The organism is Archaeoglobus profundus DSM 5631, assembly GCF_000025285.1.
Classification (GTDB): Archaea; Halobacteriota; Archaeoglobi; order Archaeoglobales; family Archaeoglobaceae; genus Archaeoglobus_B; species Archaeoglobus_B profundus.
This window is the reverse complement of record NC_013741.1, coordinates 1,139,112-1,165,240: the sequence shown is the minus strand read 5'-3', so window position 1 is coordinate 1,165,240 and position 26,129 is coordinate 1,139,112. Positions and strand designations below refer to the sequence as shown.

Below are 26,129 nucleotides of genomic sequence, written 5' to 3'. Positions count from 1 at the left end.
TTTAGAGCGAAGTGTTGCTATGCCCTCAACAGATTACCTTCTCACAAGAATAATTCCCGGCGGATTCCCAAGAGGTTCGATGATTCTCATCGCAGGAGAACCGGGAACGGGAAAGACCACGCTTGTTTCTGCAATCGCGATAAACGAAATCAAGAAGGGTAAAAAAGTGTTGTTTGTATCACTTAACGAACCCAAGGAAGATTACTTTGGAACAATCGAAGGATTCGGTTGGGAAATAGATGAATCTAAGTTTAAGTTCGTAGATTTGTTTACGGTTGGTAGAGAAGCTTTAGAGGCTCAGCTAAAGCTGATAACAGAGGAAATATTCAATTTTAAGCCTGATTTGATAGTAATTGATTCCATAACAGCTCTGACATCTCTAATGAGTCCGGATGCTGTTAGGTCTTTCCTTCATGCATCTTTAGGAACCTTAGTAAAGAGCATAGGTGCAGTTGCACTACTTGTAGCTGAGAAGCCGATGGGTAAAGAGGAGTTAGGATTTGGTGTTGAGGAATTCGTAGTTGATGGTGTCATAATCCTCAGATACATCAAGTACGGTGAACACTATAGAAGGGTAATGGAAATTCCCAAGATGAGAAGGAGAAAAATAGAGAAACCACAGTACGAGTATGCGATAACTGACAAAGGTATAGAGCTTTTCGAAGTGCCAGAGCTTGAAAGAACCGAAGTTGTAACTAGGGAGAGGGTTACGACTGGCATTGCAAAGTTGGACGTGTTAACAGATGGTGGTTTTTACAAGGGTTCAATAACAGTTATTGCCGGGCAGACTGGAACTGGAAAGACAACTTTTGGACTTCACTTTGTGTATACAAACGCCCTAAGAGGGCACAGAGCAGTTTTTGTAACCCTTGAGGAATCTGTTGGGGATATACTTAGAAGTATGAACAACTACGGTATGAAGTACGAATCGGTGAAAGATAGGTTGAATATAATATCGATAGTTCCAGAATCTGAAAGTCCCGTAAGTATATTCGTCAAGCTGAAGGAGATAATCGAGAATGAGAAACCAGTTGCCCTTGTCATAGACAGCTATACTGCTCTCGAGGAGCACATGGACAGGGTAGAGCTATCGAAAATGGTGAGATATCTTCAGCTGGCCGTCAAAAATAATCAAATTGCAACTATTCTTACGATGAATATGGAGGGAGGAATTGAATGTTTACCTCCAACGGGATTGAGTACACTTGCCGATAACATCATACTCCTCGGATACGATTTTGAGGATGGTAGAATGGTCAAAAAGATGCTCATACTTAAGTCGAGAGCTTCAAATCACGCGAGGAAGATTTACAAATTTGACATAACTTCGAAGGGGGTGGAAATAAGTGATTAGCAATCCTGAAGAAGTGATGATTAGAGCGGTCAGAAACGCTACGAGGAGAGCGAATCCAGCTTTAGAGAAAATACTCGAAATTCACTTGAAAATGCAAGCGAATGCGGGATTTGAACTCGCCTATAGAGATCCAAAGAGATTTAAGGAGCTGGTGAACAGGCTCTTTGGGGAGTACAGCGGTAGACTACTCGAAATGCTCATAGTTGATGAAGTGAAGAAGTTACTGGAAGTAGAAGAGGATATAGATATTCTTGAAAAGGCAGTAGAGATCCTAAGACTGCTTTGAGTGGGGTTATGAACCCTCTTCAGATATTTATCGAGTCTTCGAAGAGATTATCACCATCGCTTGTAGAATACGAGGTAGGTAGCGAAGTTGAAATGTTTGTGTACAGGTATCTCCAAGAGGTTAAGCCAGAGTTCGATAGAGTTGTTCTCGTTTCTTTCATGGATGCTCATCTAACTTTCATCGATTATTTAGAGAGAGTTTTAAGAGATACGGAACTCTTAAAAGATGTAGATGTCGTGCAAATTTTATCTAAAAATACTAGAGATCCTGGCGGATCCGCTCCGCTTATAGCTGGAAGACTCAGCAAAACTTTAAGCGATATTACGAAGAAAACACTGGCCGTAGTTCTTGGTCTGGATTTCTACGCAATAGTGTTCTCAGAGAAATTTCTTTTGGATCTCTTCCCGAGGGTTGCAAACCTCATGAAATATAATAATAACCTGAAAATAGTTTCCGTGTTTAACGGGGCGATATTCTCCCCTCAAGTAAATCAGATGATGTACACGTTCTCGTTAAATATAATCAGGTTAAACGTCGAGAAAGTGGACACCAGACTGAGAAGATGTGCGACGATTATAAGATCGATATTCCCCGAATACAACCTCAAAAAGTGGTATTACGATATTGTTGAAAATGAGATAGTTTGGTATGGGGAGTGAATGATTTTAACAGCTCTATCTACACACTACGAATGATCTCTGTGGCAATCCCATCATCAGCTTTAATAAACGAGAACGACCCGAAGATAAAGACTTTTAAAGTAGGGTTAATTGCGAGAGCCTGTGCAATTTTTAGAGTCGGGGAAATAATAATTTACCGAGATCCTAAGCTCAACGAGTCCCAGTTCATAAAGGATGTTTTGGAGTATGCAGAAACTCCGCAATACCTTCGAAAGTACATTCCTATAAAGGAAACGCTGAAATACGCTGGAGTTTTGCCACCCCTTAAAATTCCCTCTCATAAGCCGAAACGCTTAAAAGTCGGTGAGGTGAGGGAAGGGGTCGTAGTAAGGGTTGGTCCTGACGGGACACGGTGGGTCGATATAGGTGTAAAGGCCCTGGCACCCCTTAAGAGCAAGGCCAAGAGGGGTGCCCGTGTCACCGTCAGGGTCTGTTCGACGAATCCGTTGGTAGTTGAAGAGGCTAAGCCTGAGGAATATTGGGGATACAAGGTAAGGATAGCTGAGCTAAAGGACGTGCTCAGCAAGGAAAATGTGGTACTAACTTCGAGGAAATGTAAGGTGCCAAAAATAGAGGAGATAAAGTCCCTAAAGGATGTAACACTCGTGTTTGGAAGTCCTGAAGAAGGGGTGTTCGAGATAATGAGGAGGTTGGGAATCGATACGGATGCGAGATGTTGGAACACGATACCCATGCAGGGTGTTGAGACTGTAAGGTTAGAGGAGGCTATCTACGCTACTCTAGCAATAGTTAATTACGTGAGGTGGGTTGAATGAAGTATAGCAGACCGAGAAGAGGTTCTTTGGCATTTAGCCCGAGAAAGAGGGCGAAGGACGTAATCCCAAGAATAAGGAGCTGGCCGGACTACGAGGGAGAGCCCAAGCTACTTGGATTTGCAGGATACAAGGCTGGAATGACTCACGTAATAATGATTGACGACAGGAAGAACTCTCCAACATATGGAGAGGAGATAGTTGTCCCAGTTACAGTACTAGAGTGTCCTCCCATGAAAGTTGCTGGGATAAGAGTCTACAAGAACACAATGTACGGTCTGCAGATTGCAAAAGAAGTATGGACGACCGAGCTTGACGAACATCTAAGCAGAAGATTGCCCTTGCCAAAGAAGATAAACACAGATGTTGAATCCCTTAAGAATGTTGAAAACATTGCCGAAGTCAGGCTGATTACTTACACACAGCCCTATTTGATAACGGGAGTTCCTTCAAAGACACCAGATGTTATGGAATATAAAGTTGGAGGCTCAGACATTAACGCAGTTCTGGATTACGCCATATCAAAGCTTGGAAAGGAAATAAGAGTTTCCGAAGTATTTCAGGAGGGAGCATTCATCGATGTCATTGCCATAACGAAGGGTAAGGGATTCCAGGGACCAGTAAAGAGGTGGGGAGTAATCACTCTGGATGCAAAGCATGCAAGAAGCAGTAAGCACAGGAGAGTTGGAACACTTGGCCCATGGACTCCGCATAGAGTAAGATGGACTGTTCCTCAAGCGGGACAGATGGGATTCCACCAGAGAACGGAATACAATAAGAGGATAATTAAGATAGGAGAGAACGGCGAGGAGATAACTCCTGAGGGTGGTTTCGTCCATTATGGTGTCATTAGAAGCGACTATGTTTTAGTTTCAGGTAGTGTTCCCGGGCCAGTTAAGAGGCTTATAAGGATGAGAGATGCAATAAGACCTCCGAGATACACCTATGAGGGAATAAATGTCGTGTATATCAGCACGAAATCAAAGCAGGGTAGGTGATCGCGATGATTGGTAAGGTTTTGAACCTCAAGGGAGAAATCGTTGAGGAAATAGAGCTTCCTAAGGTATTTGAGACTGAGTTCAGGCCAGACATAATCAAGAGGGCAGTCCTAGCAATTCAATCTCACAGGAGACAGCCTTACGGAACGAATCCTTTGGCTGGAGTTGATTACGCATGGGAAAACTGGGGACCCGGATACGGCTATGCAAGAGTTCCAAGATGGAAGATAGGTAGCAGGGCTGTAGTTGTCCCTCAGGCTGTTGGAGGTAGAAGGGCGCATCCACCGAAGGTTCAGAAGAAGTGGGCCGAGAAGATAAACAAGAAGGAGAAAAGGAAGGCTTTGATGTCTGCAATTGCTGCAACAGCAAACCCTGAATTGGTTAAGGCTAGAAATCACGTATTCGAGGGAGAGTTGCCGAAGATAGTGGTTGACGACATAGAATCGATTAAGAAGACTAAGGAGGTTGCTGAGATCTTCAAGGCAATCGGAGTCTACGCGGATGTAGAGAGGGCTAAAGAGACTAAGAGGGTTAGGGCTGGAAAGGGTAAGATGAGAGGAAGAAGGTACGTAATGAAGAGGAGTGTACTGCTAGTCGTTGGTAAAGATGATGGAGTTATCAAGGCTGCTAAAAACCTGCCGGGTGTCGATGCTGTTTTGGTTAAAGATTTGAACGTCGAATTACTCGCACCGGGTTGCGTTGCTGGAAGACTTACTGTTTGGACCAAATCAGCAATAGAATATCTGAGGGGATGGTTATGCTGATCAAATGCTTCTTGGTTACGGAAAAGGCTGTAAGCCTGCTGGACAAGAACATACTCACAGCTATAGTCGATATCAGAGCCAGAAAGCCGGACATTAAGAGGGAAATTGAAAGGCTGTTTGGTGTTGAGGTTGAGAAGGTAAACACATTGATAACTCCAAAGGGCGAAAAGAAGGCTTACATCAAGCTGAAGACGGGCTCAGCTGAAGAGATCCTTTCGAAGTTGGGTGTGTTCTGAGGTGGTGTAAATGGGTAAGCGTATAATTTCACAGAATAGAGGAAAGGGAACCCCCACATATACTGCTCCTTCACACAAGTACAGGGCTGAGATAAAACATCTCAGGTTCAGGCCAGGTGAAACTATCACAGCTGAGGTTGTAGACATTCAGCACGATCCTGCAAGAAATGGGCCAGTAGCTCTGGTGAAGTTGCCAGATGGCAGAAAAGAATACGTTTTGGCTGTCGAGGGCATTGGTATCGGAGACGTGATTCAAGCTGGAGATAACGTAGAAATCAGGCCCGGTAACACAACTTACCTCAAGAACATTCCAGAGGGAACTTACGTCTGTAACATTGAGAATCAGCCCGGAGATGGAGGTAAGTTTGCAAGGGCCAGTGGTACTTACGCAATTGTTGTTGCACATGAAGAGGACAGAGTTCTAGTCCAAATGCCGTCTGGAAAGCTCAAGTGGTTCGATCCCAAATGCAGAGCTACAATCGGAATAGTTGCTGGTGGAGGTAGAACGGATAAGCCCTTCGTTAAGGCTGGAAAGAAATATCACAAGATGAAGAGTAAAGCGGCTAAATGGCCGAGGGTTAGAGGAGTTGCAATGAATGCTGTTGATCACCCGTTCGGTGGAGGTAAGCATCAGCACGTAGGAAGACCTAAGACGGTCAGTAGGAGGGCTCCTCCAGGAAGGAAGGTTGGTAGCATTGCTGCGAGAAGGACTGGTATCAGGAAATGACTTTTATATCCATTTCATGAGGTGTTGGGTATGGCGCTGAAGAGTAAGGTAACAAGACCGAAGGAGTTCAGGTATCGCGGTTACACGTTAGAAGAATTGCAGAAGATGAGTCTTGAGCAGTTAGCCGAGCTTTTACCAGCAAGAGAGAGAAGGAAGATAAAGAGAGGATTTACAGAGCAGGAGCTAAAGCTTTTGAGAAAGTTGAGAAAGAAGGGAACTGCTAGAACTCACTGCAGGGATATGATTGTTTTACCAGAGATGGTCGGCAAGGTAATCTTCGTCCACAACGGAAAGGAGTTTGTCAGAGTCGAGATCAAACCAGAGATGATAGGGCACAGACTGGGTGAATTCGCGTTGACAAGGAGGTTCGAGAAGCACTCAGGTCCAGGAGTTGGAGCTACGAGGAGTAGTAAATTCGTGCCACTGAAGTGATGCCCTATGGCGAGGATCAAATACTCTTACCAGCCTGCGGATGAAACAAAGGCTGTGAAAGCAATGGGCTACGAGATGCCAATAAGCTTCAAGCATGCCGTTGAGATCTGCAGATTCATCAAAGGCAGGAAGATCGCTGAGGCTAAGAAGCTCTTGGAAGAAGTGATAGCTTTGAAGAGGCCGATTCCTTTCAAGAGGTACAAGAAGAAGGTCGCTCACAAGAGCGGGCTGGAGAAGTGGTACGCTGGGAGGTATCCGCAAAAGGCTTGCAGATACATCCTCAAGATTTTGAAGAACTTGGAGGCTAATGCCGAATACAAGGGTTTGGATGTTGATAAGCTCGTAATAGTCCACGCACAGGCAAAGATGGGTAGAAAGATTAAGAAATACGTTCCAAGAGCCTTTGGAAGGGCTACGCCTTGGTTCCAGCAGTTAACTACGGTGGAATTCGTAGCTGAGGAGGTGGAGTGATATGGCGGTTGAGAGGAAGTTCATAAGGGACAGGCTGATCAAGCTCAAGGTTAAAGAGTGGCTCAAGGAGGAAGTAAAGAACGCTGGATTTGGAGGAGTCGATATAGTCAGAACTCCTCTCGGAACGCAGGTTAGCTTGTTTGTAGAAAGGCCAGGATTGGTCATTGGTAGAGGAGGAAGAAGAATAAAGATCCTTCAGGAGAAGCTAAAGGAGTTCGGTTTGGACAATCCACAGTTGAGTGTTGATGAAGTTAAGAGGCCAGAATTCAACGCACAGCTTATGGCCACACTTCTGGCGAGAGCTTTGGAGAGGGGATGGTACTTCAGGAGAGCTGGATACAGATTCCTCTACAGAATAATGGAGGCTGGAGCTAAAGGTTGCCAGATTGAAATAAGCGGTAAGCTCGTCAGTGAGAGGGCAAGAACTGAGAAGTTTACGGCTGGAACGATAGTTCACACCGGTGACCCAGCTTATGAGTTGGTTGACAAGGGATTTGACATTGCTATCAAAAAGTTGGGAGTTTACGGTGTCAGTGTCAAAATAATTCCACCAGACGTCGAATTGCCAGACGAATTCAAGATCAAGGAAGTCGGCAAAGAGGAGCTTGAAGAGATAAAGAAGAAAGTTATGGAGGAGGCTGAGGGAGGGGTTGCACAATGAAAATGGATGAAATAAGAAAGATGAGCAGGGAGGAGAAGCTGAAGAAGCTTAAGGAGCTCGAACTTGAACTTCTAAAGCTTAGAACTAAGAAGAGGAGCGGTGCTGGGCTTGAAAATCCGATGGCTATCAGGAACATAAGGAAGGACATTGCGAGGATAAAGCTGGCTTTGAGAGAAGAGGGTTACAGGGTATGAGACCAGAATTTGTCATCGCTCACGAGTGGATTGGTTTGGAAGTTGAAGTTGTGAGATCTCCAAACCCCTGCGAGGTAGGAATAAGGGGTAAAGTGGTTGATGAGACGAAGAACACGCTCAAGATTTCCACGGAAAAAGGTTTAAAAACCGTGATTAAGAGAGGTAGAACCTTTAGGGTCAAGTTCGCTGGAAAGGTGTTGGACGTGAGCGGTGATTTGATCAACTTCAGACCTGAGGAGAGGATAAAGAGAGGTTTGATGTTGTTAAAAAGAGCGAAGGGTGTGTGGATATGGTGAAGGATATAGGTATTGACGTGAAGCCTCCTGAGAGGGAATGTAACGATAAGAATTGCCCGTTCCACGGTGATCTTAGAGTTAGAGGGCAGATCCTCACTGGAAAAGTTGTTAAGACTTACGAAAAAACTGCTGTGATTGAGAGAGAGCTCATACGATACGTGCCGAAGTACGAGAGATATCTCAAGAGAAGGTCGAAAATTCACGCTCACAACCCACCGTGCATAAACGCAAAGCCGGGAGATACCGTTGTCATAGCGGAATGCAGACCAATTAGCAAGACTAAGAGCTTCGTCATAGTGGAGGTGGTAAGATGAAGGCGATAAAGTCTTGCGTTCCTCGAGCCTTACCTACTGGGGCAAGGTTGGTATGTGCGGATAACACAGGTGCAAGGGAGCTTGAGATCATAGCCGTGATAGGATACAAGGGTGTTAGGAGGAGGTATCCAGCGGCTGGTGTTGGAGACATGGTCGTTGTTACAGTTAAGAAGGGAACACCCGATATAAGAAAGCAGGTACACTACGCTGTGATAATAAGACAGAGAAAGGAGTTCAGAAGGCCAGATGGAACTCGCGTGAAATTTGAAGACAACGCTGCTGTGATAGTCGATCCGAAGGGCAATCCAAAGGGAACTGAGATAAGAGGGCCAGTTGCGAGGGAAGCTGCTGAAAGATTTCCAAAGATAGGATCGATAGCGACGATAGTTGTGTGAGGTGGTGTAAATGCCAATTCCGAAGTCTAAACAGCCAAGAAAGTGGAGAAGGTGGCTTTACAAGACATCCAAGCTCCATGAGAGGCACAGATTACTCCATGCTACGTTATCAAAGGAGCTTAGAAAGAAGTACGGAAAGAGAGCTATCAGGATCAGGAAGGGAGACAAGGTCAGAATAATGAGAGGAGAATTTGCGGGACACGAAGGAAAGGTTGTTGAAGTAGATATGAAAAAGATCAGAATTTACGTTGATGGAGTTACGAGGAAAAAGGCAGATGGAACTGAAGTTTACGTTCCAATTCATCCGTCAAATGTCATGATAATCGATTTGGGTGAGATTGATGAGGTTAGGAAGAAAATCCTTGAGAGGTGAGTAATATGCACCAGAAGAGGTTATCCGCCCCTAAAACATACAAGATCCCGAGAAAGATCTTCAAATGGACTGTAAAGCCTTCGCCCGGTCCACATAACAAGGAAGCCGTGCCTCTACTCATAGTCGTTAGAGATTACCTCCAGCTAGCTGATACGGCAAGAGAGGCTAGGAGGATAATAGCAAGTGGTGAGATACTTGTTGATGGAGTTCCAAGGAAGGATTACAAGTTCCCTGTAGGATTATTTGACGTCATAAAGATACCCAAGCTGAACAAGAGTTACAGAATGGTCTTTGATGAGAAGGGTAGGTATGTGCCGATAGAGATTGAAGACGACAACCTGAAGCTCTACAAGATTGTAAACAAGACGACGATTAAAGGCGGAAGAATTCAGCTAAACCTGTTTGATGGAACAAACGTCTTAGGAGACAACAGTTTTAAGACTAAAGACAGCATTCTGATGGAGATTCCGGAAAAGAAGATAGTAGATTATCTGCCGTTCGAGATTGGTGCTCTCGTCATGATAACGGGTGGAACTCACGCTGGTGAGATAGGTAGAATAAAGGATTACAAGATCGTTAGAAGCTCTTCGCCAAATCTAGTGACTGTTGAGGTCGAGGGTAGGGAGCTTACGACCATAGAGGATTACGTCTTCGTCATCGGAAAGAAGGATGATGAGAAACCTGTGATAGATCTGGGGGTGTAGTGAATGATAGAGGCTAAAGCTGAGGCCAAATCTGAGGAGAAGAAAGAGAATCCAATGAGGGAGATTATCCTAGACAAGGTAGTGATAAACATAGGTGTTGGAGAGAGCGGAGAGAGGCACAAGAAGGCTATGATTCTACTCGAACAGTTGACCGGGCAGAAGCCCGTTCCAACTTACGCAACTCAAACTATCAGGAACTTCGGGATAAGGAGGGGAGAGGCTATAGGTGTTAAGGTTACATTGAGAGGAGAAAAGGCTATGGACTTCCTCATGAAGGCTCTAAAGGTTAAGGAGTTCAAACTCAGCAGAAGATCAATCAATGCTGGCAACTTCTCATTCGGTATTCAGGAGCACATCGATTTGCCCGGTGTAGATTACGATCCTGATATAGGTATATTCGGTATGGATGTCTGCGTAGTTTTGAAGAGAAGAGGTTACAGGGTTGCTAGGAGGAGAAGATGCAGGTCTAAGGTTGGTAGTAAGCACAGAATAACCAAGGAGGAAACGATTGAATGGTTGAGATCTCTGGGTGTGGAGGTGGTGTGATATGGCGAGCAAGCCAAAGAACAAGATATTTGGAAGAGGAGCCAATCAATGCAGAAGATGCGGAAGGAAGAGGGGATTGATTAGAAAGTACGGTATTTACCTCTGTAGACAGTGCTTTAGGGAAGTTGCAAGTGAATTGGGATTTAAGAAGCTCTGGTGATGGCCTATGAGTGTAGACACACTTTCAAATGCCATGTCGGCAATAAAGAATGCGGAGAGAGTAGGTAAAAGCAAGTGCGAGATAAAGCCAGCTTCAAAGCTAATCGGAAACGTCCTTAGAGTTATGAAGGAGCACGGTTACATTAAAGGATTTGAATATATAGAAGATCATAAAGGTGGAATATATGTCGTTGAATTGAGTGGTAAGATAAACGACTGCGGTGCAATAAGGCCTCGCTACTCAGTTAAAAAGACAGAGTACGAGAAATTTGAGAAGAGATTTCTGCCAGCGAGGGACTTTGGAATACTTATTGTCTCCACGACGCAGGGAGTAATGTCTCAGAAGGAAGCTATAGAGAAGGGACTTGGAGGGGTTTTGCTTGCTTACGTCTACTGAGGTGATTGCCATGATAGAGAGGGTAGTAGAGATACCAGAAGGCGTTGAACTCTCAATTGAGGGTGATACGGCTAAGGGTTACGTCATCACAGCTAGAGGTCCTTTGGGTGAAAACTCACGATTTCTGAAATTCAGAGGAGTTTACATAGAAAAGGACGACGGAAAAGTAAGAGTATACGCTAACGAGGATAGGAGAAGGTTTAAAGCTATGGTTGGAACGTTTGCCGCGCATATCAGGAATTTGATTAAGGGTGTTAAGGACGGTTACGAGTATAAGCTCAAGGTCGTTTACGCTCACTTCCCCATAAAGTTGAGAGTTGAGGGTAACGAAGTTATCATAGAGAACTTCTTGGGTGAAAAGCATCCGAGAAGGGCTAAGATAGTTGGAAGAGCTCAAGTGGAAATAAGGGGGCAGGAAATAATAGTCAAAGGGATTGATAAGGAGGAATGCGGACAGACTGCAGCGAACTTGGAGCAAGCCACCAAGATAAAAGATAAAGATCCGAGGGTCTTCCAAGATGGCATCTACATAGTTGAGAAGCCTAAGTGAGGTGATATCATGGAGGAGATTAAGAGGTTGTTGAAGGTCAGGATGAGACAAAAGGCAAGAAAACCAGACTTCAGGCACCCTTACGCTCATACAAAACTTAGGTTGAGGGATAAAGGCTGGAGAAGACCAAAAGGGCTGCACAGCAAATGGAGAGAGAGGTATGGAGGTAAGTGGAGCGGTAGGATTCTCGTTAACGTAGGATTTGGCTCTCCTAAAGCTGTTAGAGGTCTGCATCCGTCTGGATACGAGGAAGTCCTAGTTTACAACGTTAAAGACTTGGAAAAAGTCGATAGAGAGAGGCAAGCAATTAGGATAGCTTCATGCGTTGGAATGAAGAAGAGGCTTGCCATTGAGGAGAAAGCGAAAGAGCTCGGGATTAAAGTTTTGAATCCAATGCAGAGGTGATCATCATGGACCTGAGATTGCAGAGAAGGTTGGCAGCTGAGGTTTTGGAGTGTGGGATGAACAGGGTTTGGTTCGATCCTACCGCCCTTGATGAAATTGCATCAGCTGCAACTAAAGATGATATAAGGGAGCTCATTGAAAGGGGATTGATAAAAAGGAAGCCCGTAAAGGGCGTCTGCAGGGTTAGGATCAACTACAGAAAGATGCAAAAGAGAAAGGGAAGGAGGAGAGGACACGGTAGTAGAAAAGGTAAGAAGACCGCTAGGTTGTCAAGGAAAGATGCTTGGATTATGAGGATAAGGGCTTTGAGAAAGAGGTTGAGGGAGCTCAGAGATAAGGGCGTTATTGATAGAAGAACCTATAGAATGCTGTATTTGAAGGCGAAGGGAGGAGAGTTCAGGAGCGTATCGCACCTAAACGCTTATATAGAGCAGTTGCTATCGAGGTGATCACATGGCCAAAGGTCCGAGGTATAAGGTTCCTTACAGGAGGAGGAGAGAAGGGAAGACAAACTACAGGAAGAGGCTCAAGTTACTCCTCTCAAGAAAGCCAAGGCTAGTGGTTAGGATAACCAACAGGAGAGTTATTGCCCAGATCGTAGAGTATCATCCTGAGGGAGATAGGGTCTTGGTGGGTGTCGATTCCTCCATGCTTACAAAATACGGTTGGAAGGGAGACCTTAACAACACACCCGCCTGCTACCTAACCGGACTGCTCGTCGCTAAGAAGGCTCTTGAAAAGGGTATTAAGGAGGCAATTCTTGACATAGGATTGCATACGCCGACGAGAGGTGGAAGAGTATTTGCAGTGCTTAGAGGTGCAGTTGAAGCCGGGTTGAATGTTCCTCACGATCCCGAAATTTTGCCCGACGATTCACGTATAAAAGGAGAGCACATCGCTCAGTATTATGAGATGAGGCCCGAACTGTTTGGCGATTATGAGAGGAGAGGTTTGAAGCCAACGGAATTGCCTCAGCACGTTGAAGAAGTTAAAGAAAGAATATTGGGTGGTTGATATGGAGGTTCAGATTCCTGAGGGTTGGACTCCAAAAACGAGGTTGGGTAAACTTGTCTACGAGGGTAAGATCAAGACGATGGATGAGGCTTTAGCCAGTGGGTTACCTTTGAAGGAGCCTGAGATAGTTGATGCTTTACTACCAGATTTGCAGGATGAAGTGCTTGAAATTTCAATGGTACAGAGGATGACTGACAGTGGTAGGAGGACGAAGTTCAGGGTTACTGTAGTCGTAGGAAACAGGGACGGATTCGTTGGAGTTGGCGTGGGTAAAGCTTCTCAAGTAGCACCAGCTATTCAAAAGGCTATAAACGATGCAAAGCTCAACATATTCAAGGTTCAGAGAGGATGTGGTTCTTGGGAGTGTGGATGCGGAGAACCGCATTCAATTCCATGTAAGGTTACGGGATCGTGTGGAAGTGTAAGGATTACACTGATGCCGGGACCGAAGGGCTTGGGAATTGTAGCTGGAGAAGTTGCTAAGAAGGTTCTTGAGCTTGCTGGTGTTAAGGACGTCTGGACATTCACAAGGGGTCAGACGAAAACAACAATAAACTTTGCTCAAGCAACGTTTGATGCTCTGAAGAAGACCATGTTTATAAAGAGGTGATAAGGTATGAACAACGGCAACAAGCTCATAGCTGTGGTTAGGTTAAGAGGGCAGGTGGGCGTTGCTAGGAAGATCAAGGACACGCTGGCAATGCTCAGGTTGCACAAGAGGTATCACTGTGTAATAGTTCCAGATACTCCTTCCTACAGGGGAATGCTTCAGGTTGTAAAGGATTACGTTGCATTCGGTGAAATAGATGCCGAAACCTTGGCAATGCTTCTGAGAAATAGAGGTAGGTTGGTCGGAAACAAACCTCTAACCGATGAGTACATAAAGGAAAAGACGGGTTACAACTCCATCGAAGAGTTTGCTAAAGCCGTTATTGAGGGTAAAGCGAGTTTGAAAGATGTACCGGGATTGAAACCAGTATTCAGGTTGCATCCTCCAAGAGGAGGTCTTAAGAACATAAAGTGGCACTACCCGATGGGAAGTTTGGGTTATCACGGTAAGGATATCTGCAAACTCCTCTACAAGATGAGGTGATGTGAATGCCAAAGAAGAAGGTCAAGAAGTTTAGGGGATCGAGGACACACGGTAAAGGTCAGAACGACAGAAACAGGGGGGCAGGATGCAGGGGTGGTAGAGGTAACGCTGGAAGGCACAAGCACAAGTACATCAAGTTCATTAAGTTGGCTAAAATGGGTTTGTATCAGTTCGGTAAGTACGGATTTACAAGGCCAGTAGAGGTTACACAGAGGTACAGGATGATCAACCACTTAAAGAGAACTCTGAGAGCCTTGAAGGCTGAAGGTAAATTAGACGATTACACCTACAAGTTCCTCTATTCACGACCTGATCTGAACGTATCCGATCTTGATGAAATAATCGATAGACTTGTAGAGCTTGGATTGGCCGAAAAGAAGGACGACAAATACTTTGTTGATTTAACACAGCTCGGATACACTAAATTGCTTGGAAGTGGAATAGTTACAAAGAAGATAGAGGTAAAGGTTGAGAGCGCTACACCCAAAGCTGTGGAGAAGATCGAGAGTGTTGGGGGCAGGGTTATCACAGAGGGGTAGGTATGGACATCAACGATGTCCTGAGGAGATTGCAACCCTACTTCGAAAGAATACCGAGTGTAGAGAGACCAAAGGGCCACGTTCCATTTAAAGAGAAATTCGGTTGGACGGTTGCTATTCTCCTCCTCTACTTCATTCTTGTAAACGTCCCCGTTTTTGGTTTGGATCCTTCTTCAATAGACATCTTTGCCCAGTACAGGGCATTTTTTGCCGGTGCAACAGGTTCAATTTTGGCATTAGGTATTGGACCAATTGTTACGGCTTCAATAGTCTTACAGCTTTTGGTTGGTGCTGGTATCATAAGTTTGGATTTGACCAATCCGGAGGATAGAGCAACCTATCAAGACTTTCAGAGGTTTTTGGTATTTGTGATGATAGCCTTAGAGGCCTTTCCTCAAGTTGTCGGAGGTTTGCTCAAGCCCAATCTTGATGTTGCAAATGCTCTTGGAGTTCCTCCCAGTGTATTATCATTCCTCATATTCCTTCAGCTGTTCATAGGCGGAGTTCTGATAGTTTACATGGATGAGGTTGTTTCGAAATGGGGTATAGGTAGTGGAGTCAGTCTGTTCATTCTAGCGAGCATATCTCAGGCCATAGTTGTAGGATTATTCAACTGGTTCAATCCGCAGGGAGGAATGCCTCCCGGCGTATTTCCAAGGCTCGTATGGATGTTCCAGAATTATCCCTTGGAATATCTGCTGTCCACAGACGGCTTAATCACTTTGTTTGTAGATGGAGGAATACTTGCATTAATAACAACAATAATTATAATATTATTAGTTGTTTTTGCTGAAGGAACGAGAGTCGAAATTCCTCTAGCACATCATTTGGTTAGGGGCGCAAGAGGTAGATTCCCCATAAAGCTGATATATGCGAGCGTTTTGCCAATGATATTTGTAAGAGCTTTGCAGGCGCTCATAGTTTCTGTCGGTTTCATGCTGTACAACAACGGTGTAAAGTTCTTGGGCGAGTATGCTCCAGGAACGGCAACACCAATATCCGGGATAATGTACTTACTTTCTCCGGTTAATAGCCCCTACGACTGGGTTCCAGCATTTGTTAAGGATCCCAGCAGAAACAGCCTCGCCCCTTACTTTGCGGACATGCCAGATTGGATGATAATACTTCACCTTATAATCGATGCAACCATACTGATTGTAGGTGGTATACTCTTCGCGAAGTTCTGGGTTGAAACGAGTGGAATGGATGCCAAAACTGTTGCAAACCAGATTGCTAGATCAGGTCTTCAGATCCCCGGATTTAGAAAGTCACCACAGGTTCTCGAGAGAATTTTAAGCAGGTACATACCTAAGGTAACAATATTGGGCGGTGCAATAATCGGTGTACTTACCTTGATAGCGAACATGCTCGGTACGGTTGGAAACGTTAGTGGAACTGGTTTACTCTTAGCAGTTAGTATAGCCTACAGGTTCTACGAGGATCTGACGAGAGAACAACTTACAGAGATGCACCCCATGCTTAGGAAGTTCTTGGGTGAGGAGTGATGAAGATAGTTAAAAACATCGTAATGTTCATTGGAATTGCATTCATGGTAGGCATATTTTTCCCAGCTTTTAGAATAAGCCTAGCCCAGCTAGTAGATCCAATACTGCATCCCCTCTTGAGTTTGGGTAAGATACATATTGTCATATTCGTTCTGGCTACTCTCACTGCTCTCTACTCTTCTATAATTCAGAGATTTACAGTCGATCACAAGTTTATGATAGAAGCTCAAAAGAGAATCGCTGAATTCCAGAAGAAGTATCTAAAGGCAGTCAAAGAAAACAATCAGTTTCTTCTTAGGCAACTGGAGAAGGAAAAAGCTGAGATAAACAAGATTCAAGCAGAATTGATGAACATGAACTTCAGAACGATGTTTTACACGGTAGTCGTAACTATACCAATTTGGGTTTGGCTCTGGTACGTGATTTACGACATAGCTCATCTTGATTTATCAAACGTTGGAAGTTATCCAAATATCGTTAGTCATTTCATCGTTACAGTTCCCTTCGCAGGGGATATTCACGTTAGCGATGCGTTCATACTTCCTTGGTGGTTGTTCTGGTACATACTCTGCTCAATTGCTGTAGGCCAGATATTTAGAAGAATTCTTCAGGAGTGATAGTATGAAAATAACGATATCTGGATTGCCTGGAAGTGGAACTACAACGGTTGCAAAACTTTTAGCTGAAAGGCTAGGTTGGAAGCTTATATCTGCCGGAGAAGTTTTCAGAAGGCTTGCAATGGAGAGAGGTATGTCTTTAGAGGAGTTCAGTCGATACGCGGAGGAAAATCCAGATATCGACATATACATAGATAGAATGCAGAGAGAGTTGGCTGAAAAAGAGGAAAATGTAGTTGTTGAGGGTAGGCTTTCGGGATGGATGATAAAGGATGCATTTAAAGTTTGGATCTACGCCGATCCAGAGATTAGGTATGAAAGAATAGCTAAAAGAGAAGGTATAGAGCTTAGCAGAGCTAGGGTTGAGACCAAGAGGAGAGAGGAGCTTGAAAAGAGAAGATACAAGAAGTTTTACAGCATAGACATCGACGATATAAGCGTCTATCACATTGCAATAAACTCTGGGTTATTTAAGCCGGAGGAGATTGTTGAAATAATTTTAAAGGCTTTTGAGCTAGTGAGGCGTCGTGAAGATTATCATAAACAGGAGCAGAAACAGTAAGACTAGCATTATCAACGAGAAGTTTCTTTGCTTTTTTCTCTCCTTCTCCCAAACCTGCTTACAATCATCGCTGCAGAAGGTTTGATCTGGTTCTATAGCCTTACCACAAACTATGCAGTGCCTGTGAGGAACGATACCGGGCATAATGTCAGTCCATCAAATCCTTTTTAAATTTTGCTTCTCGATCCCTTCTTAAATTCTCAATAGAAAAGTTCTTAGAAATAGTTTTGGCTGTTTTGAAATATATAAAATTAAAAAATTATTTTGCAATCTTTTGCAAGATTTCATCTATTTGGGCAAAGACTTCGTCTATGCTCTTAGTTCCATCGACCCTGTAGAGTATCCCCTTCTTTTCATAGTATTCGATTAGTGGAGCCGTGTTCTCCATATAGACCTTAAACCTCTGTCTGACAACATCCTCTTTATCGTCGTCTCTCTGGTAAAGTTCTCCTCCACACTTGTCACACTTGTTGTCCTCCTTGGGCGGAGCATATATTAGATGATACACAGCTCCACAGTTCCTGCATGTCCTTCTGTAAGTTATTCTCTTAACAACCTCCTCCTCCGGGACATCTATGTATATCACCGCATCTATGCTCTTGCCCAATTCTTTGAGCATTTCATCCAAAGCTTCAGCCTGCTTGAGTGTTCGTGGAAATCCATCGAGGAGAAATCCCTTCTCACAATCTGGCTGTTTTAACCTCTCCCTGACTATGCCTATCACTATTTCATCTGGTACAAGTTCTCCCCTATCCATATACTCTTTAGCTTTCTTACCGAGCTCTGTTCCTTTAGCAACAGCCTCTCTTAAAATATCTCCAGTTGCTATATGCGGAATTCCGTACTTTTCAACAATTTTCTTTGCCTGCGTTCCCTTACCTCCCCCTGGGGGACCTAACAGAATGATGTTCATAGGTGCAACTTGTTAAAAATGTTTTAAAGCTTTTGATTTTAAACGATTTGATGCTCAATCCGTCAGTTTCATTAGAGTTGGTAAGGATAGAGGCTGGAGTATCCAACTGTATTCAGGCAGTTCTTTTGAGTAGAGACGACTTGGATCATTTGAGGAGGATGGGCTATTCTGTAATAACGTACAGATGGTTGTTTGATCCCATAACTCTTTCTCTAACCAATAGATTGTCCTTTTACATATGCAAAGAAAGAACGAAGGCCTTAGACATCCTTAAAAGGATTGAATCTCTTGAAAAGGATCCAACTTCAAACAACGTTAAAAAAATGATCATGCTAGAAGGTAAGCTCTTGGGCTATCCTAAGTGCTGTACTAAGTCTTTTTCGCAAAAGAAGATTGGAGGAAAGTCTCCTGAAAAGGATGTCATATTAGACTGTATCGATCAAGGAGTCTTTGTAGAAGTTCTGGAAAACTTCCCAGAACCTAACTTACCTGAAAAATCATACTCCCTATTCACCATGAACTTTTATCCTTGCAAACTTGACTGTAAAAGAGCGCTGAATGTGGGGAGGATGCTTGTTGAGTACAATCCGAAGTATCGCTACAAGATCGTTCTGAATGTCCTGAATCTCTTAGTGCCAGTCTTCGAAGTCTACAAAAGCTTCAAACATCCAAAAACATATTTTGGAGAGGTTGTGCACTCGTTTGTAGAATCCTTAGGTGATCTTAAAAGAAAAGCTGAAAGTATTGTGAACGAATTTAGAAAAGATCCTGTAAGGTTTGAGATCGATTACCTTAGGCGATATGCATGACCGGTTATTTGGGAAGGTTTTTGTCTATTCGAGTTAAACATTTTGTATGGGATATATGGGTAAAATTCTGAAAGTAAACCTTAGTGATGGCACAGTTAAAACCGAAAAAATAGATATGGATATTGCCAGAAAGTATTTGGGCGGAAAGGGTTACGCCGTTAGAATCTTCTACGACTACCTGCAGAGGTATAAAAAAGAGGGAATTTCTCCAAGAGATATAAACCCGTTTGGAGAGGAAAACGTTCTGATATTTGCTACAGGCCCTGCAACTGGAATAGTTGGATTTCCCAAATCTGGAAGATATCACGTGATGGCTTTGAGATCGCCCTTAACTGGCTCAATTGCAAGTGCCAATTCAGGTGGGAGATGGGGACCCTTCCTAAAGTTTGCTGGATTCGACATGATTGTTATCGAAGGAAAGTCTGAAGAGCCTGTCTATCTTGAAGTTTTGGATGGTCATGCGGAGATAAAGTGTGCGAAGAGCATATGGGGTATGAACGTATTTGATACTGAGAGAACACTCAAGGAAAGAGTGGGTGAGAGGTGTAGCGTAGCCTGCATAGGCCCTGCTGGAGAAAACCTCGTATACTTTGCAAACATAATGAATGACGAGCACAGAGCAGCTGGTAGGACTGGTGTTGGTGCTGTAATGGGTTCTAAGAAGCTTAAAGCGATTGTAGTAGGTGGTAATGAAAGACCACAGCCAGCAAAGCCAGATGAGTTCGATGAGGTTTCAAAGGAGGCTATGAACAAGATAAAGAAGAACCCTGTTACCGGTGAAGGTTTGCCAAAGTACGGAACGGCTATCCTTGTCAACGTAATAAACAATGCTGGAATTCTACCATTCAAGAACTGGCAGACTGGAGTGAATCCTGAGGCTGATAAAATAAGCGGTGAAACTCTGGCTGAGAAGTATCTTATAAAGAACAAATCATGCTGGGGTTGCGCAATTGGTTGTGGAAGGGTTACAGCTGTTAAGCAAGGATGCTTCCAGATTTTGTACAGCGAAGGGCCTGAATACGAGTCTATATGGGCTTTGGGCAATTCAACTGGTGTTATGCAGTTGGATGCAGTCATAAAGGCAAACCACCTTTGTGATGAACTGGGCTTAGATACGATTTCGATGGGTTCAACGATTGCATGTGCAATGGAGCTGGTTGAAAAAGGATACATTCCAGAAGAACTGCTTGAAGGTGTTGATCTGAGATTTGGAAACGCTGCTGCTATGGTTGAGATGATCTGGAGAACTGCTTACAAGTCTGGATTTGGAAAGTACCTTGCTTTGGGTAGCAAGAGGTTGGCTGAGATGTTTGGAGCTCCAGAACTATCTATGAGCGTTAAGGGATTGGAACTACCAGCTTACGATCCGAGAGGAGCTAAGGGTATCGGTTTGACGTACGCAACTGCGAACAGGGGAGGGTGCCATGTAACCGGATACACTATATCTCCAGAGATACTTGGATTGCCAGAGAAGATAGATTCTCTCACGATAGAAGGAAAGGCGCAGTGGGTTAAGACATTCCAAGACTTCACGTGCGTGGTTAATTCAACTGTAAACTGTCTCTTCTCAACGTTTGCATTAGGCGCTGAAGATTACGCAAAGCTACTATCGGCTGTAACTGGCTGGAATTTAACAACTGAAGAGGTAATGAAGATCGGAGAGAGAATATACAACCTAGAGAGGCTTATAATCAACGAGTACGGATTCAATGGAAAGGATGATACACTGCCCAAGAGGCTTCTGCAAGAACCCATGCCCGAGGGTCCAGCTAAGGGACATGTTGTTGAGCTTGACAAGATGAAGGAAGAATACTACAAGCTCAGAGGATGGGTTGATGGAAAGCCAACACCGGAGAAGCTAAAGGAGCTTGATATCCCATAAATTTTTTAATACACTTTTGTCCCAGTTTTTTCATGCTCAACTTCGTACTTTGGGCTGTAGTAACTTTAGCTGCGGTAACTTTAACGGTCATAACCTCTAGGAGGTATGGTATCGAGATAGCGGTAGGAATATTTTCAACCCTAACAGTTTTGGCGAACATTCTAGCTAACAAGATAGTCGCAGTTGGCAGTTTCATTGTCCCTGCTGGAGTTATAGTCTATTCGACAACTTTTCTCGTCACAGACGTAATAAGCGAGGTTTATGGAAAGGAAGTGGCGAAGAAGGCGGTTATATGCGGATTTCTTGCAAATCTAATAGCTTTAATGTCCTTAAACCTCGTTTTAATTTGGGAGCCTGCTCCATTCGCAATTGAAGTTTCTGAAGCTTTCTCAAAAGCTCTTTCTCAAACTCCCAGAATAATCATTGCCTCCCTCATAGCATATATCGTATCTCAGATGCACGATGTCTACGCCTTCCACTTCTGGAAGAAAGTTACAAAAGGTAAATACCTTTGGCTTAGAAACAACGCATCAACTGTAGTTTCCCAAGCCATAGACACGACAATCTTTATAACACTTGCATTTTACGGAACTTTCCCCCTTCAGACTATTGCGGGCATGATATTCGGGCAGTACATAGTTAAAGTGATTATAGCCTTGCTGGACACTCCATTTATCTACATCGCAAGCAGCTTCATGAAAACAGCCTCTTCCTCACCATCGGGTTGCTCTTAGCTATTTCCATCAAATGTGCTTCAAAGCTCGTAAAGGATGGAACAGATTCACACAGAAATATTCCTGTCCTTCCAATTTCTCTTCTCTTCTCCAAAACTCGTATTCTCTCTTCAACTATCTCTAAGCTCACGCCAAGCACTTTTGCAACGTAGCTTGGCTGAACATCGCTTACGGGTATTTCTATGTGTCCGTTCTTAGTTGGAATTATCAGAACTAGTCTCTTATCGACACCAGCTATCCTCTTATCCTGTAAGATTTCTTGATAATCTAGGCAACCTCCGAATCTATAAAAATCGAGTTCATTTTCTCTCATCTTGACGAGTGGAAAGCTTACAGTTGTGTTATCAGTCAGAACGAACTCACCCTTTATAGCGTAGTTCGGAGTTGCTTGAACTATTCTCCTCTCAAGAATTTCAAAACCTTCCAATGCGAGCTCTATCTTGTAAGAGGGCACTTGGTGTGGAATGAATATATCGACATCGCTGTTCTTGTTAACGTCTCCCCTTGCAACGGATCCATAAACTATGGATTCTATTCCAAAGCTCTTCAATCTCTCCATGACTTCTTTTGCCCTCTTTCTCTTTTCCTTCAAAATTTTCCAGTGCTCCTTTGTGTACACTACCTCTCCTCTTCCTCTATAAGTCGCAACTTTCATTGTACCGTCTTTTCTATCCAGTCTAGAAACTCTCTCAACCCCTCCTCTACGACGAAACTGCATATACAAGGCACTTCGTAGCTGTGTATCTTCTTGACTTCCTCCTTTATCTCCTTGAACTTTTCAGCTTTTGTCTTACAAATAACGACAAACTCAATGCAGTCCTCAATATTTCCTTCCCACCAGAACATCGATCTCACTGGAAATATGTTTGCGCAAGCTATGAGCTTTTTCTCCAAAAGATGTCTTGCGATCTTTCTAGCCTCTTCAAAATCTCTTGCGGTTATGTATATGAACACGAACATATTTGCCGTTCTATTCGAGTGTTTTAAAGTTTTACTTGACCAGAACAACCGGTTGTTTGGCCTTAACCACAACGTACTTCGCAGCCTTTCCAAGTATGACCTCTTCCATCAACGACCTCCTTTTCATTCCCAGAACTATCATTATTGCATTCACTTCCTCCGCAAATTCGACTATGTCTTCACCCGGGCTCTTTCCTCTAATTAACATCTTGGCCTCGAACTCCACACCGTACTCTTCAGCAATCTTTCTGGCTTCTTCGAGTATTTTCTCTCCCCTTTCAATATCTCCCATATCGGTTCGATCTCCACCGAATAGAGAGTGCACTGCGTAAACTTTAACTCCTCTTAGCTTTCCCTCTTCCAAAGCAAACCTAAGAGCTCTAAAGCTTCGATCAGAACCATCCAAACCCACAACTATGCTCATAGTTTTGATAGCATCTATGTGGGTCAAATAGTTTACTTTTGTGTGGTTGAAAGTTTTATATACCCATTCTCAAACCTTGCGATATGGCAAAGGAGAAGGAGCACATAAACGTGGCTATAATTGGACACGTAGACCATGGAAAGAGCACACTGATTGGTAGATTGCTGTATGAGGCGGGGCAGATACCACCACACATAATCGAGCAGTACAGAAAGGAGGCTGAGCAGAAAGGTAAAGCGACTTTCGAGTTCGCTTGGGTAATGGACAGGTTGAAGGAAGAGAGAGAAAGAGGTGTTACGATTGACGTAGCTCACAGGAAAATAGAGACTAACAAGTACATTGTAACGATTATCGATTGCCCAGGTCACAGAGACTTCATCAAGAACATGATCACCGGTACATCTCAGGCTGATGCAGCTATACTCGTCGTAGATGTAGCTGAGTGTGTACAGCCACAGACTAAGGAGCATGTATTCCTTGCAAGAACTCTCGGTATAAACCAGATAATCGTTGCAATGAACAAGATGGACAGAGTAAACTACGACCAGAAGAAGTTTGAGGAGTGTAAGGAGAAGGTTGCAAAGTTGCTCAAGCTCGTAGGTTACAAGATTGAGGAAGTGCCATTCATACCTGTTTCAGCTTACTACGGTGACAACGTCTACAAGAGGAGTGACAAGATGCCGTGGTACAACGGACCAACGATATTCGAGGCTTTCGACATGCTCAAGCCACCAGTTAAATTGATCGACAAGCCGTTGAGAATACCAATACAGGACGTCTACTCAATCAAGGGTGTTGGAACTGTTCCAGTTGGAAGAGTTGAGAGTGGAGTATTGAGGGTTGGAGACAAGGTAATCTTCGAGCCACCAGGTGTCGTTGGAGAAGTTAAGAGCATTGAAATGCACCACGAACCATTGCAGGAAGCAAAGCCGGGAGACAACATAGGTTTCAACGTCAGAGGTGTTAGCAAGAAGGACATCAGGAGAGGAGACGTAACTGGACACTTGGACAACCCGCCAACAGTCGCAAAGGACTTCACCGCTCAGATAATCGTACTACAGCACCCAACAGCTATCACAGTCGGTTACACACCAGTAGTTCACGCGCACACAGCACAGGTTGCATGCAGATTTGTTGAGTTGCAGAAGAAGATTGACCCAAGGACCGGTGCCGTCAAAGAGGAGAACCCACAGTTCCTCAAGACTGGTGACGCTGCAATTGTCAAGCTAGAGCCAACGAGACCAATGGTAATCGAAAGAGTCAAGGACATCCCACCACTTGGCAGATTTGCAGTGAGAGACATGGGTATGACCATCGCAGCTGGAATGGTAATTGATGTGACTCCAAGGAAGTAACTTTCTTTTTTATTTTTGGTGATAGTCATGCCGATTAAAGGTCCAAAGGCGAGAATAAGACTCTCTGGCCTAAATCCAAAGGATTTGGACAGAATCTGCCAGCAGATCAAAGAGATAGCTAACAAAACTGGAGTTGCCATAAGCGGACCGATTCCGTTACTCACTAGAAGGTTGGTCATTCCAGTGAGAAAGGCTCCGGATGGAGAGGGCAGTGAAACATACGACCACTGGGAGATGAGAATACACAAGAGGTTGATAGATATAGCAGCAGATGAGAGAGCTCTGAGGCAGATAATGAGAATTCAGGTTCCTAAAGATGTAAACATTGAAATCGTCTTGGAGAGCTAATTTTAAAATTTTAAATTCTTAACGATAAATTCCTCCATGCTTCTCAAAGTCACATTCTTGGGAACTTCTGGAACGGTTCCAGCACCAAATAGAAATCCTTCGGCAATTCTCATTCAATTTGAAGGAATAAGATTACTATTCGATTGTGGAGAGGGGACGCAGAGACAGATGATGATTGCAAAAACGGGTTTTAAAATACACAGTGTGTTCATAACTCATCTTCACACAGATCACTTCATCGGAATTTTTGGCTTAATCGAAACGATGTCTTTGAATGAGAGAACCGAGAGATTGAGAGTTTTCGTTCCAAAAGAGAATGTCGATTTTATGAAAACTCTTTTCAGAATGTTTGGTTATCACAACCTGAATTACCCGATAGAGGTTTACGGATTAAAAGATGGGGACGAAGTCGATTTTGGCAAGTTTAAGATTCTGGCATTTAAGACTGATCACATCGTCCCAAGCTTGGGATACGCCTTAATAGAGAGGGATAGACCCGGTAAGTTCGATAGGGCTAAAGCTGAGGCTTTGGGAATACCGCCCGGCCCACTGTACTCTAAGCTTGTGAGGGGTGAAGCGATAGAGATCAACGGCAGAATAATAACGCCAGACATGGTTGTTGGGCCGAAAAGGAGGGGTAGAAAAGTCGTTTACACAGGAGATACAAGACCAACAGAGAGAACGATTGAAGTGGCTAGAGATGCTGACCTGCTTATACACGATGCATCCTTCACAAGCGATTTACAGGATTGGGCAATCCAGACAAAGCATTCTACCGCAAGAGAAGCAGCTGAAATTGCCAAGAGAGCGAACGTTAGGCAACTGATATTGACTCACATAAGTGCGAGGTATTCGAAAGATGCTACGCCCCTTCTTGAAGAAGCTAAAGAAATCTTTGAAAACGTTGTGGTTGCTGAAGACTTTATGAGTATAGAAGTGAAGTATAGAGATTAGGTTAAGCCCATACAATATCTTTCAAACTTCTCGTGCTCGAGCAAATCTCTTGCACTTCCTTCAAATACTACTCTTCCACTTATTAGCATGTAAGCCTTATCGCTGATCTCTAAGGCTCTCTTGGCATTCTGTTCGACCAAAACAACTGTTAATCCAAGTTCATCTCTTAGCTCTACGATCTTCTGAAAAACCGTCTCGGCTAACTTTGGCGAGAGTTGGGCTGTAGGCTCGTCGAGCATTATAACTTTGGCGTTCTTTACGAGAGCCATTGCGATTGCTAAGAACTGCCTCTCACCACCACTTAGCGTTCCTGCTTTTCTATTGGTGTAGTATTTCAGCTCCGGGAAGAAGTCAAGGGCCATTTTTATTCTCTCTTCAAGCTCGTTTTTTTCGAGGATGTATCCCGCTATCTTCAGGTTCTCCATCACAGTCAAATTTACGAACACATTCTCTATTTGAGGTAGATAGGCTAATCCCAATCTAGCCTTGTCGTGAGGGGGTACATGGGTTATATCTTTCCCGTCTAGCTTAACGCTTCCCGAATATATAGTTGCTAGCCCGTAAATGGCTTTGAGGAGTGTAGATTTGCCAGAGCCGTTCGGTCCCACTATTGTAGTTATCTTGTTCTTAGGCATTTCAGCGTTAATATCGAAGAGTATGTGCAACTCCCTGTATCCAGCGTTCAAGTTTTCTATCTTTATCAAA

General features: G+C 43.8%; 42 protein-coding genes. 36 read left to right on the top strand and 6 right to left on the bottom strand.

Features of this window, described 5'->3' with window-relative positions; translation table 11 throughout:
* The first annotated feature begins 19 nt into the window (after window positions 1–19).
* The 30 genes from ARCPR_RS06850 to cmk are packed head-to-tail and all read left to right on the top strand — an operon-like array spanning window position 20 to window position 17,045.
* Window positions 20–1,354 (top strand): ATPase domain-containing protein, encoded by a 1,335-nt coding sequence (locus tag ARCPR_RS06850; protein ID WP_012940750.1) that lies wholly within the window; start codon window positions 20–22, stop codon window positions 1,352–1,354.
* Entirely contained in the window at window positions 1,347–1,640 is a 294-nt protein-coding gene (locus tag ARCPR_RS06845; RefSeq protein WP_012940749.1) for a DUF3227 domain-containing protein, read from the top strand. Before ARCPR_RS06850 ends, ARCPR_RS06845 begins: the two co-directional genes overlap by 8 nt.
* A gap of 8 nt (window positions 1,641–1,648) precedes the next feature.
* Window positions 1,649–2,299, top strand: coding sequence for a hypothetical protein (locus tag ARCPR_RS06840; RefSeq protein ID WP_012940748.1), 651 nt, complete (start codon window positions 1,649–1,651; stop codon window positions 2,297–2,299).
* A gap of 32 nt (window positions 2,300–2,331) precedes the next feature.
* Window positions 2,332–3,096 (top strand): putative RNA uridine N3 methyltransferase, encoded by a 765-nt coding sequence (locus ARCPR_RS06835; RefSeq protein WP_012940747.1) that lies wholly within the window; start codon window positions 2,332–2,334, stop codon window positions 3,094–3,096.
* Window positions 3,093–4,091, top strand: a complete 999-nt coding sequence (locus ARCPR_RS06830) for a 50S ribosomal protein L3 (RefSeq protein WP_012940746.1) — start codon at window positions 3,093–3,095, stop codon at window positions 4,089–4,091. The genes ARCPR_RS06835 and ARCPR_RS06830 overlap by 4 nt, the downstream gene beginning before the upstream one ends.
* A gap of 5 nt (window positions 4,092–4,096) precedes the next feature.
* Complete coding sequence (gene rpl4p, locus ARCPR_RS06825; protein ID WP_012940745.1) at window positions 4,097–4,855, top strand: 50S ribosomal protein L4; 759 nt, start codon at window positions 4,097–4,099, stop codon at window positions 4,853–4,855.
* Entirely contained in the window at window positions 4,849–5,091 is a 243-nt protein-coding gene (locus ARCPR_RS06820; protein ID WP_048084529.1) for a 50S ribosomal protein L23, read from the top strand. Before rpl4p ends, ARCPR_RS06820 begins: the two co-directional genes overlap by 7 nt.
* Before the next feature lie 10 nt (window positions 5,092–5,101).
* Window positions 5,102–5,818, top strand: coding sequence for a 50S ribosomal protein L2 (locus ARCPR_RS09645; protein ID WP_012940743.1), 717 nt, complete (start codon window positions 5,102–5,104; stop codon window positions 5,816–5,818).
* Window positions 5,819–5,848: 30 nt separating this feature from the next.
* Window positions 5,849–6,250, top strand: coding sequence for a 30S ribosomal protein S19 (gene rpsS, locus ARCPR_RS09640; RefSeq protein ID WP_012940742.1), 402 nt, complete (start codon window positions 5,849–5,851; stop codon window positions 6,248–6,250).
* A gap of 6 nt (window positions 6,251–6,256) precedes the next feature.
* Window positions 6,257–6,721, top strand: a complete 465-nt coding sequence (locus tag ARCPR_RS06805; protein WP_012940741.1) for a 50S ribosomal protein L22 — start codon at window positions 6,257–6,259, stop codon at window positions 6,719–6,721.
* A gap of 1 nt (window position 6,722) precedes the next feature.
* Entirely contained in the window at window positions 6,723–7,382 is a 660-nt protein-coding gene (locus ARCPR_RS06800) for a 30S ribosomal protein S3 (protein ID WP_012940740.1), read from the top strand.
* On the top strand, window positions 7,379–7,576 hold the full coding sequence (gene rpmC / locus ARCPR_RS06795) for a 50S ribosomal protein L29 (protein ID WP_012940739.1): 198 nt from the start codon (window positions 7,379–7,381) through the stop codon (window positions 7,574–7,576). The genes ARCPR_RS06800 and rpmC overlap by 4 nt, the downstream gene beginning before the upstream one ends.
* A complete protein-coding gene (gene rnp1 / locus ARCPR_RS06790) occupies window positions 7,573–7,872 on the top strand; it encodes a ribonuclease P protein component 1 (RefSeq protein WP_012940738.1) in 300 nt (99 codons plus the stop codon). The genes rpmC and rnp1 overlap by 4 nt, the downstream gene beginning before the upstream one ends.
* Window positions 7,866–8,186, top strand: a complete 321-nt coding sequence (locus tag ARCPR_RS06785; RefSeq protein ID WP_012940737.1) for a 30S ribosomal protein S17 — start codon at window positions 7,866–7,868, stop codon at window positions 8,184–8,186. Before rnp1 ends, ARCPR_RS06785 begins: the two co-directional genes overlap by 7 nt.
* Window positions 8,183–8,581, top strand: coding sequence for a 50S ribosomal protein L14 (locus ARCPR_RS06780; RefSeq protein WP_012940736.1), 399 nt, complete (start codon window positions 8,183–8,185; stop codon window positions 8,579–8,581). Before ARCPR_RS06785 ends, ARCPR_RS06780 begins: the two co-directional genes overlap by 4 nt.
* Window positions 8,582–8,591: 10 nt before the next feature.
* Window positions 8,592–8,954, top strand: coding sequence for a 50S ribosomal protein L24 (rplX, locus tag ARCPR_RS06775; protein WP_012940735.1), 363 nt, complete (start codon window positions 8,592–8,594; stop codon window positions 8,952–8,954).
* Between the two features lie 5 nt (window positions 8,955–8,959).
* Window positions 8,960–9,658, top strand: a complete 699-nt coding sequence (locus tag ARCPR_RS06770; RefSeq protein ID WP_012940734.1) for a 30S ribosomal protein S4e — start codon at window positions 8,960–8,962, stop codon at window positions 9,656–9,658.
* 3 nt (window positions 9,659–9,661) lie between these two features.
* Window positions 9,662–10,204 carry a 50S ribosomal protein L5 gene (locus ARCPR_RS06765; protein ID WP_012940733.1) on the top strand — a complete coding sequence of 181 codons (543 nt, stop codon included), beginning with the start codon at window positions 9,662–9,664 and terminating at the stop codon, window positions 10,202–10,204.
* Between the two features lies 1 nt (window position 10,205).
* A complete protein-coding gene (locus ARCPR_RS06760) occupies window positions 10,206–10,364 on the top strand; it encodes a 30S ribosomal protein S14 (protein WP_012940732.1) in 159 nt (52 codons plus the stop codon).
* Between the two features lie 6 nt (window positions 10,365–10,370).
* Window positions 10,371–10,760 carry a 30S ribosomal protein S8 gene (locus ARCPR_RS06755; RefSeq protein WP_012940731.1) on the top strand — a complete coding sequence of 130 codons (390 nt, stop codon included), beginning with the start codon at window positions 10,371–10,373 and terminating at the stop codon, window positions 10,758–10,760.
* 10 nt (window positions 10,761–10,770) lie between these two features.
* Entirely contained in the window at window positions 10,771–11,310 is a 540-nt protein-coding gene (locus ARCPR_RS06750; RefSeq protein ID WP_012940730.1) for a 50S ribosomal protein L6, read from the top strand.
* A gap of 9 nt (window positions 11,311–11,319) precedes the next feature.
* A complete protein-coding gene (locus tag ARCPR_RS06745; RefSeq protein WP_012940729.1) occupies window positions 11,320–11,715 on the top strand; it encodes a 50S ribosomal protein L32e in 396 nt (131 codons plus the stop codon).
* A 5-nt stretch (window positions 11,716–11,720) separates the two neighbouring features.
* Window positions 11,721–12,164: a 50S ribosomal protein L19e gene (locus ARCPR_RS06740; protein ID WP_012940728.1), complete on the top strand. Its 444-nt coding sequence runs from the start codon at window positions 11,721–11,723 to the stop codon at window positions 12,162–12,164.
* 4 nt (window positions 12,165–12,168) lie between these two features.
* On the top strand, window positions 12,169–12,729 hold the full coding sequence (locus ARCPR_RS06735) for a 50S ribosomal protein L18 (RefSeq protein WP_012940727.1): 561 nt from the start codon (window positions 12,169–12,171) through the stop codon (window positions 12,727–12,729).
* A gap of 1 nt (window position 12,730) precedes the next feature.
* Complete coding sequence (locus tag ARCPR_RS06730) at window positions 12,731–13,339, top strand: 30S ribosomal protein S5 (RefSeq protein ID WP_012940726.1); 609 nt, start codon at window positions 12,731–12,733, stop codon at window positions 13,337–13,339.
* A 6-nt stretch (window positions 13,340–13,345) separates the two neighbouring features.
* Window positions 13,346–13,822 (top strand): 50S ribosomal protein L30, encoded by a 477-nt coding sequence (locus ARCPR_RS06725; RefSeq protein WP_012940725.1) that lies wholly within the window; start codon window positions 13,346–13,348, stop codon window positions 13,820–13,822.
* Between the two features lie 5 nt (window positions 13,823–13,827).
* Window positions 13,828–14,361, top strand: coding sequence for an uL15m family ribosomal protein (locus ARCPR_RS06720; protein ID WP_012940724.1), 534 nt, complete (start codon window positions 13,828–13,830; stop codon window positions 14,359–14,361).
* Window positions 14,362–14,363: 2 nt separating this feature from the next.
* Window positions 14,364–15,866 carry a preprotein translocase subunit SecY gene (gene secY / locus ARCPR_RS06715; RefSeq protein ID WP_012940723.1) on the top strand — a complete coding sequence of 501 codons (1,503 nt, stop codon included), beginning with the start codon at window positions 14,364–14,366 and terminating at the stop codon, window positions 15,864–15,866.
* A complete protein-coding gene (locus tag ARCPR_RS06710; RefSeq protein WP_012940722.1) occupies window positions 15,866–16,483 on the top strand; it encodes a DUF106 domain-containing protein in 618 nt (205 codons plus the stop codon). Before secY ends, ARCPR_RS06710 begins: the two co-directional genes overlap by 1 nt.
* 4 nt (window positions 16,484–16,487) lie before the next feature.
* Window positions 16,488–17,045, top strand: a complete 558-nt coding sequence (gene cmk / locus ARCPR_RS06705) for a (d)CMP kinase (protein WP_012940721.1) — start codon at window positions 16,488–16,490, stop codon at window positions 17,043–17,045.
* On the opposite strand, the gene ARCPR_RS09505 is transcribed toward cmk, so the two are convergent.
* Window positions 16,998–17,189 (bottom strand): DUF2116 family Zn-ribbon domain-containing protein, encoded by a 192-nt coding sequence (locus ARCPR_RS09505; protein ID WP_012940720.1) that lies wholly within the window; start codon window positions 17,187–17,189, stop codon window positions 16,998–17,000. The genes cmk and ARCPR_RS09505 overlap by 48 nt on opposite strands.
* 115 nt (window positions 17,190–17,304) lie before the next feature.
* Window positions 17,305–17,958 (bottom strand): adenylate kinase, encoded by a 654-nt coding sequence (locus tag ARCPR_RS06700; protein WP_012940719.1) that lies wholly within the window; start codon window positions 17,956–17,958, stop codon window positions 17,305–17,307.
* A gap of 50 nt (window positions 17,959–18,008) precedes the next feature.
* Here ARCPR_RS06700 and ARCPR_RS06695 point away from each other — a divergent pair, with 50 nt between their 5' ends.
* The 3 genes from ARCPR_RS06695 to ARCPR_RS06685 are packed head-to-tail and all read left to right on the top strand — an operon-like array spanning window position 18,009 to window position 21,383.
* Window positions 18,009–18,767 carry a DUF483 domain-containing protein gene (locus tag ARCPR_RS06695; protein WP_148208694.1) on the top strand — a complete coding sequence of 253 codons (759 nt, stop codon included), beginning with the start codon at window positions 18,009–18,011 and terminating at the stop codon, window positions 18,765–18,767.
* Between the two features lie 46 nt (window positions 18,768–18,813).
* A complete protein-coding gene (locus tag ARCPR_RS06690; protein ID WP_012940717.1) occupies window positions 18,814–20,649 on the top strand; it encodes an aldehyde ferredoxin oxidoreductase family protein in 1,836 nt (611 codons plus the stop codon).
* Between the two features lie 32 nt (window positions 20,650–20,681).
* Window positions 20,682–21,383: a queuosine precursor transporter gene (locus ARCPR_RS06685; protein ID WP_012940716.1), complete on the top strand. Its 702-nt coding sequence runs from the start codon at window positions 20,682–20,684 to the stop codon at window positions 21,381–21,383.
* Here ARCPR_RS06685 and ARCPR_RS06680 read toward each other — a convergent pair.
* The 3 genes from ARCPR_RS06680 to ARCPR_RS06670 are packed head-to-tail and all read right to left on the bottom strand — an operon-like array spanning window position 21,343 to window position 22,767.
* Window positions 21,343–22,038 carry a nucleotidyltransferase domain-containing protein gene (locus tag ARCPR_RS06680; RefSeq protein WP_012940715.1) on the bottom strand — a complete coding sequence of 232 codons (696 nt, stop codon included), beginning with the start codon at window positions 22,036–22,038 and terminating at the stop codon, window positions 21,343–21,345. The genes ARCPR_RS06685 and ARCPR_RS06680 overlap by 41 nt on opposite strands.
* Complete coding sequence (gene cutA / locus ARCPR_RS06675) at window positions 22,035–22,343, bottom strand: divalent-cation tolerance protein CutA (protein WP_012940714.1); 309 nt, start codon at window positions 22,341–22,343, stop codon at window positions 22,035–22,037. Before cutA ends, ARCPR_RS06680 begins: the two co-directional genes overlap by 4 nt.
* Before the next feature lie 31 nt (window positions 22,344–22,374).
* A complete protein-coding gene (locus ARCPR_RS06670) occupies window positions 22,375–22,767 on the bottom strand; it encodes a universal stress protein (RefSeq protein WP_012940713.1) in 393 nt (130 codons plus the stop codon).
* Window positions 22,768–22,850: 83 nt separating this feature from the next.
* Here ARCPR_RS06670 and tuf point away from each other — a divergent pair, with 83 nt between their 5' ends.
* The 3 genes from tuf to ARCPR_RS06655 are packed head-to-tail and all read left to right on the top strand — an operon-like array spanning window position 22,851 to window position 25,424.
* On the top strand, window positions 22,851–24,122 hold the full coding sequence (gene tuf, locus ARCPR_RS06665; RefSeq protein WP_012940712.1) for a translation elongation factor EF-1 subunit alpha: 1,272 nt from the start codon (window positions 22,851–22,853) through the stop codon (window positions 24,120–24,122).
* A gap of 27 nt (window positions 24,123–24,149) precedes the next feature.
* Entirely contained in the window at window positions 24,150–24,470 is a 321-nt protein-coding gene (rpsJ, locus tag ARCPR_RS06660; RefSeq protein ID WP_012940711.1) for a 30S ribosomal protein S10, read from the top strand.
* A gap of 36 nt (window positions 24,471–24,506) precedes the next feature.
* On the top strand, window positions 24,507–25,424 hold the full coding sequence (locus ARCPR_RS06655; RefSeq protein WP_012940710.1) for a ribonuclease Z: 918 nt from the start codon (window positions 24,507–24,509) through the stop codon (window positions 25,422–25,424).
* Here ARCPR_RS06655 and ARCPR_RS06650 read toward each other — a convergent pair.
* Window positions 25,421–26,128, bottom strand: coding sequence for a branched-chain amino acid ABC transporter ATP-binding protein (locus ARCPR_RS06650; RefSeq protein WP_012940709.1), 708 nt, complete (start codon window positions 26,126–26,128; stop codon window positions 25,421–25,423). The genes ARCPR_RS06655 and ARCPR_RS06650 overlap by 4 nt on opposite strands.
* Window position 26,129: the final 1 nt, after the last annotated feature.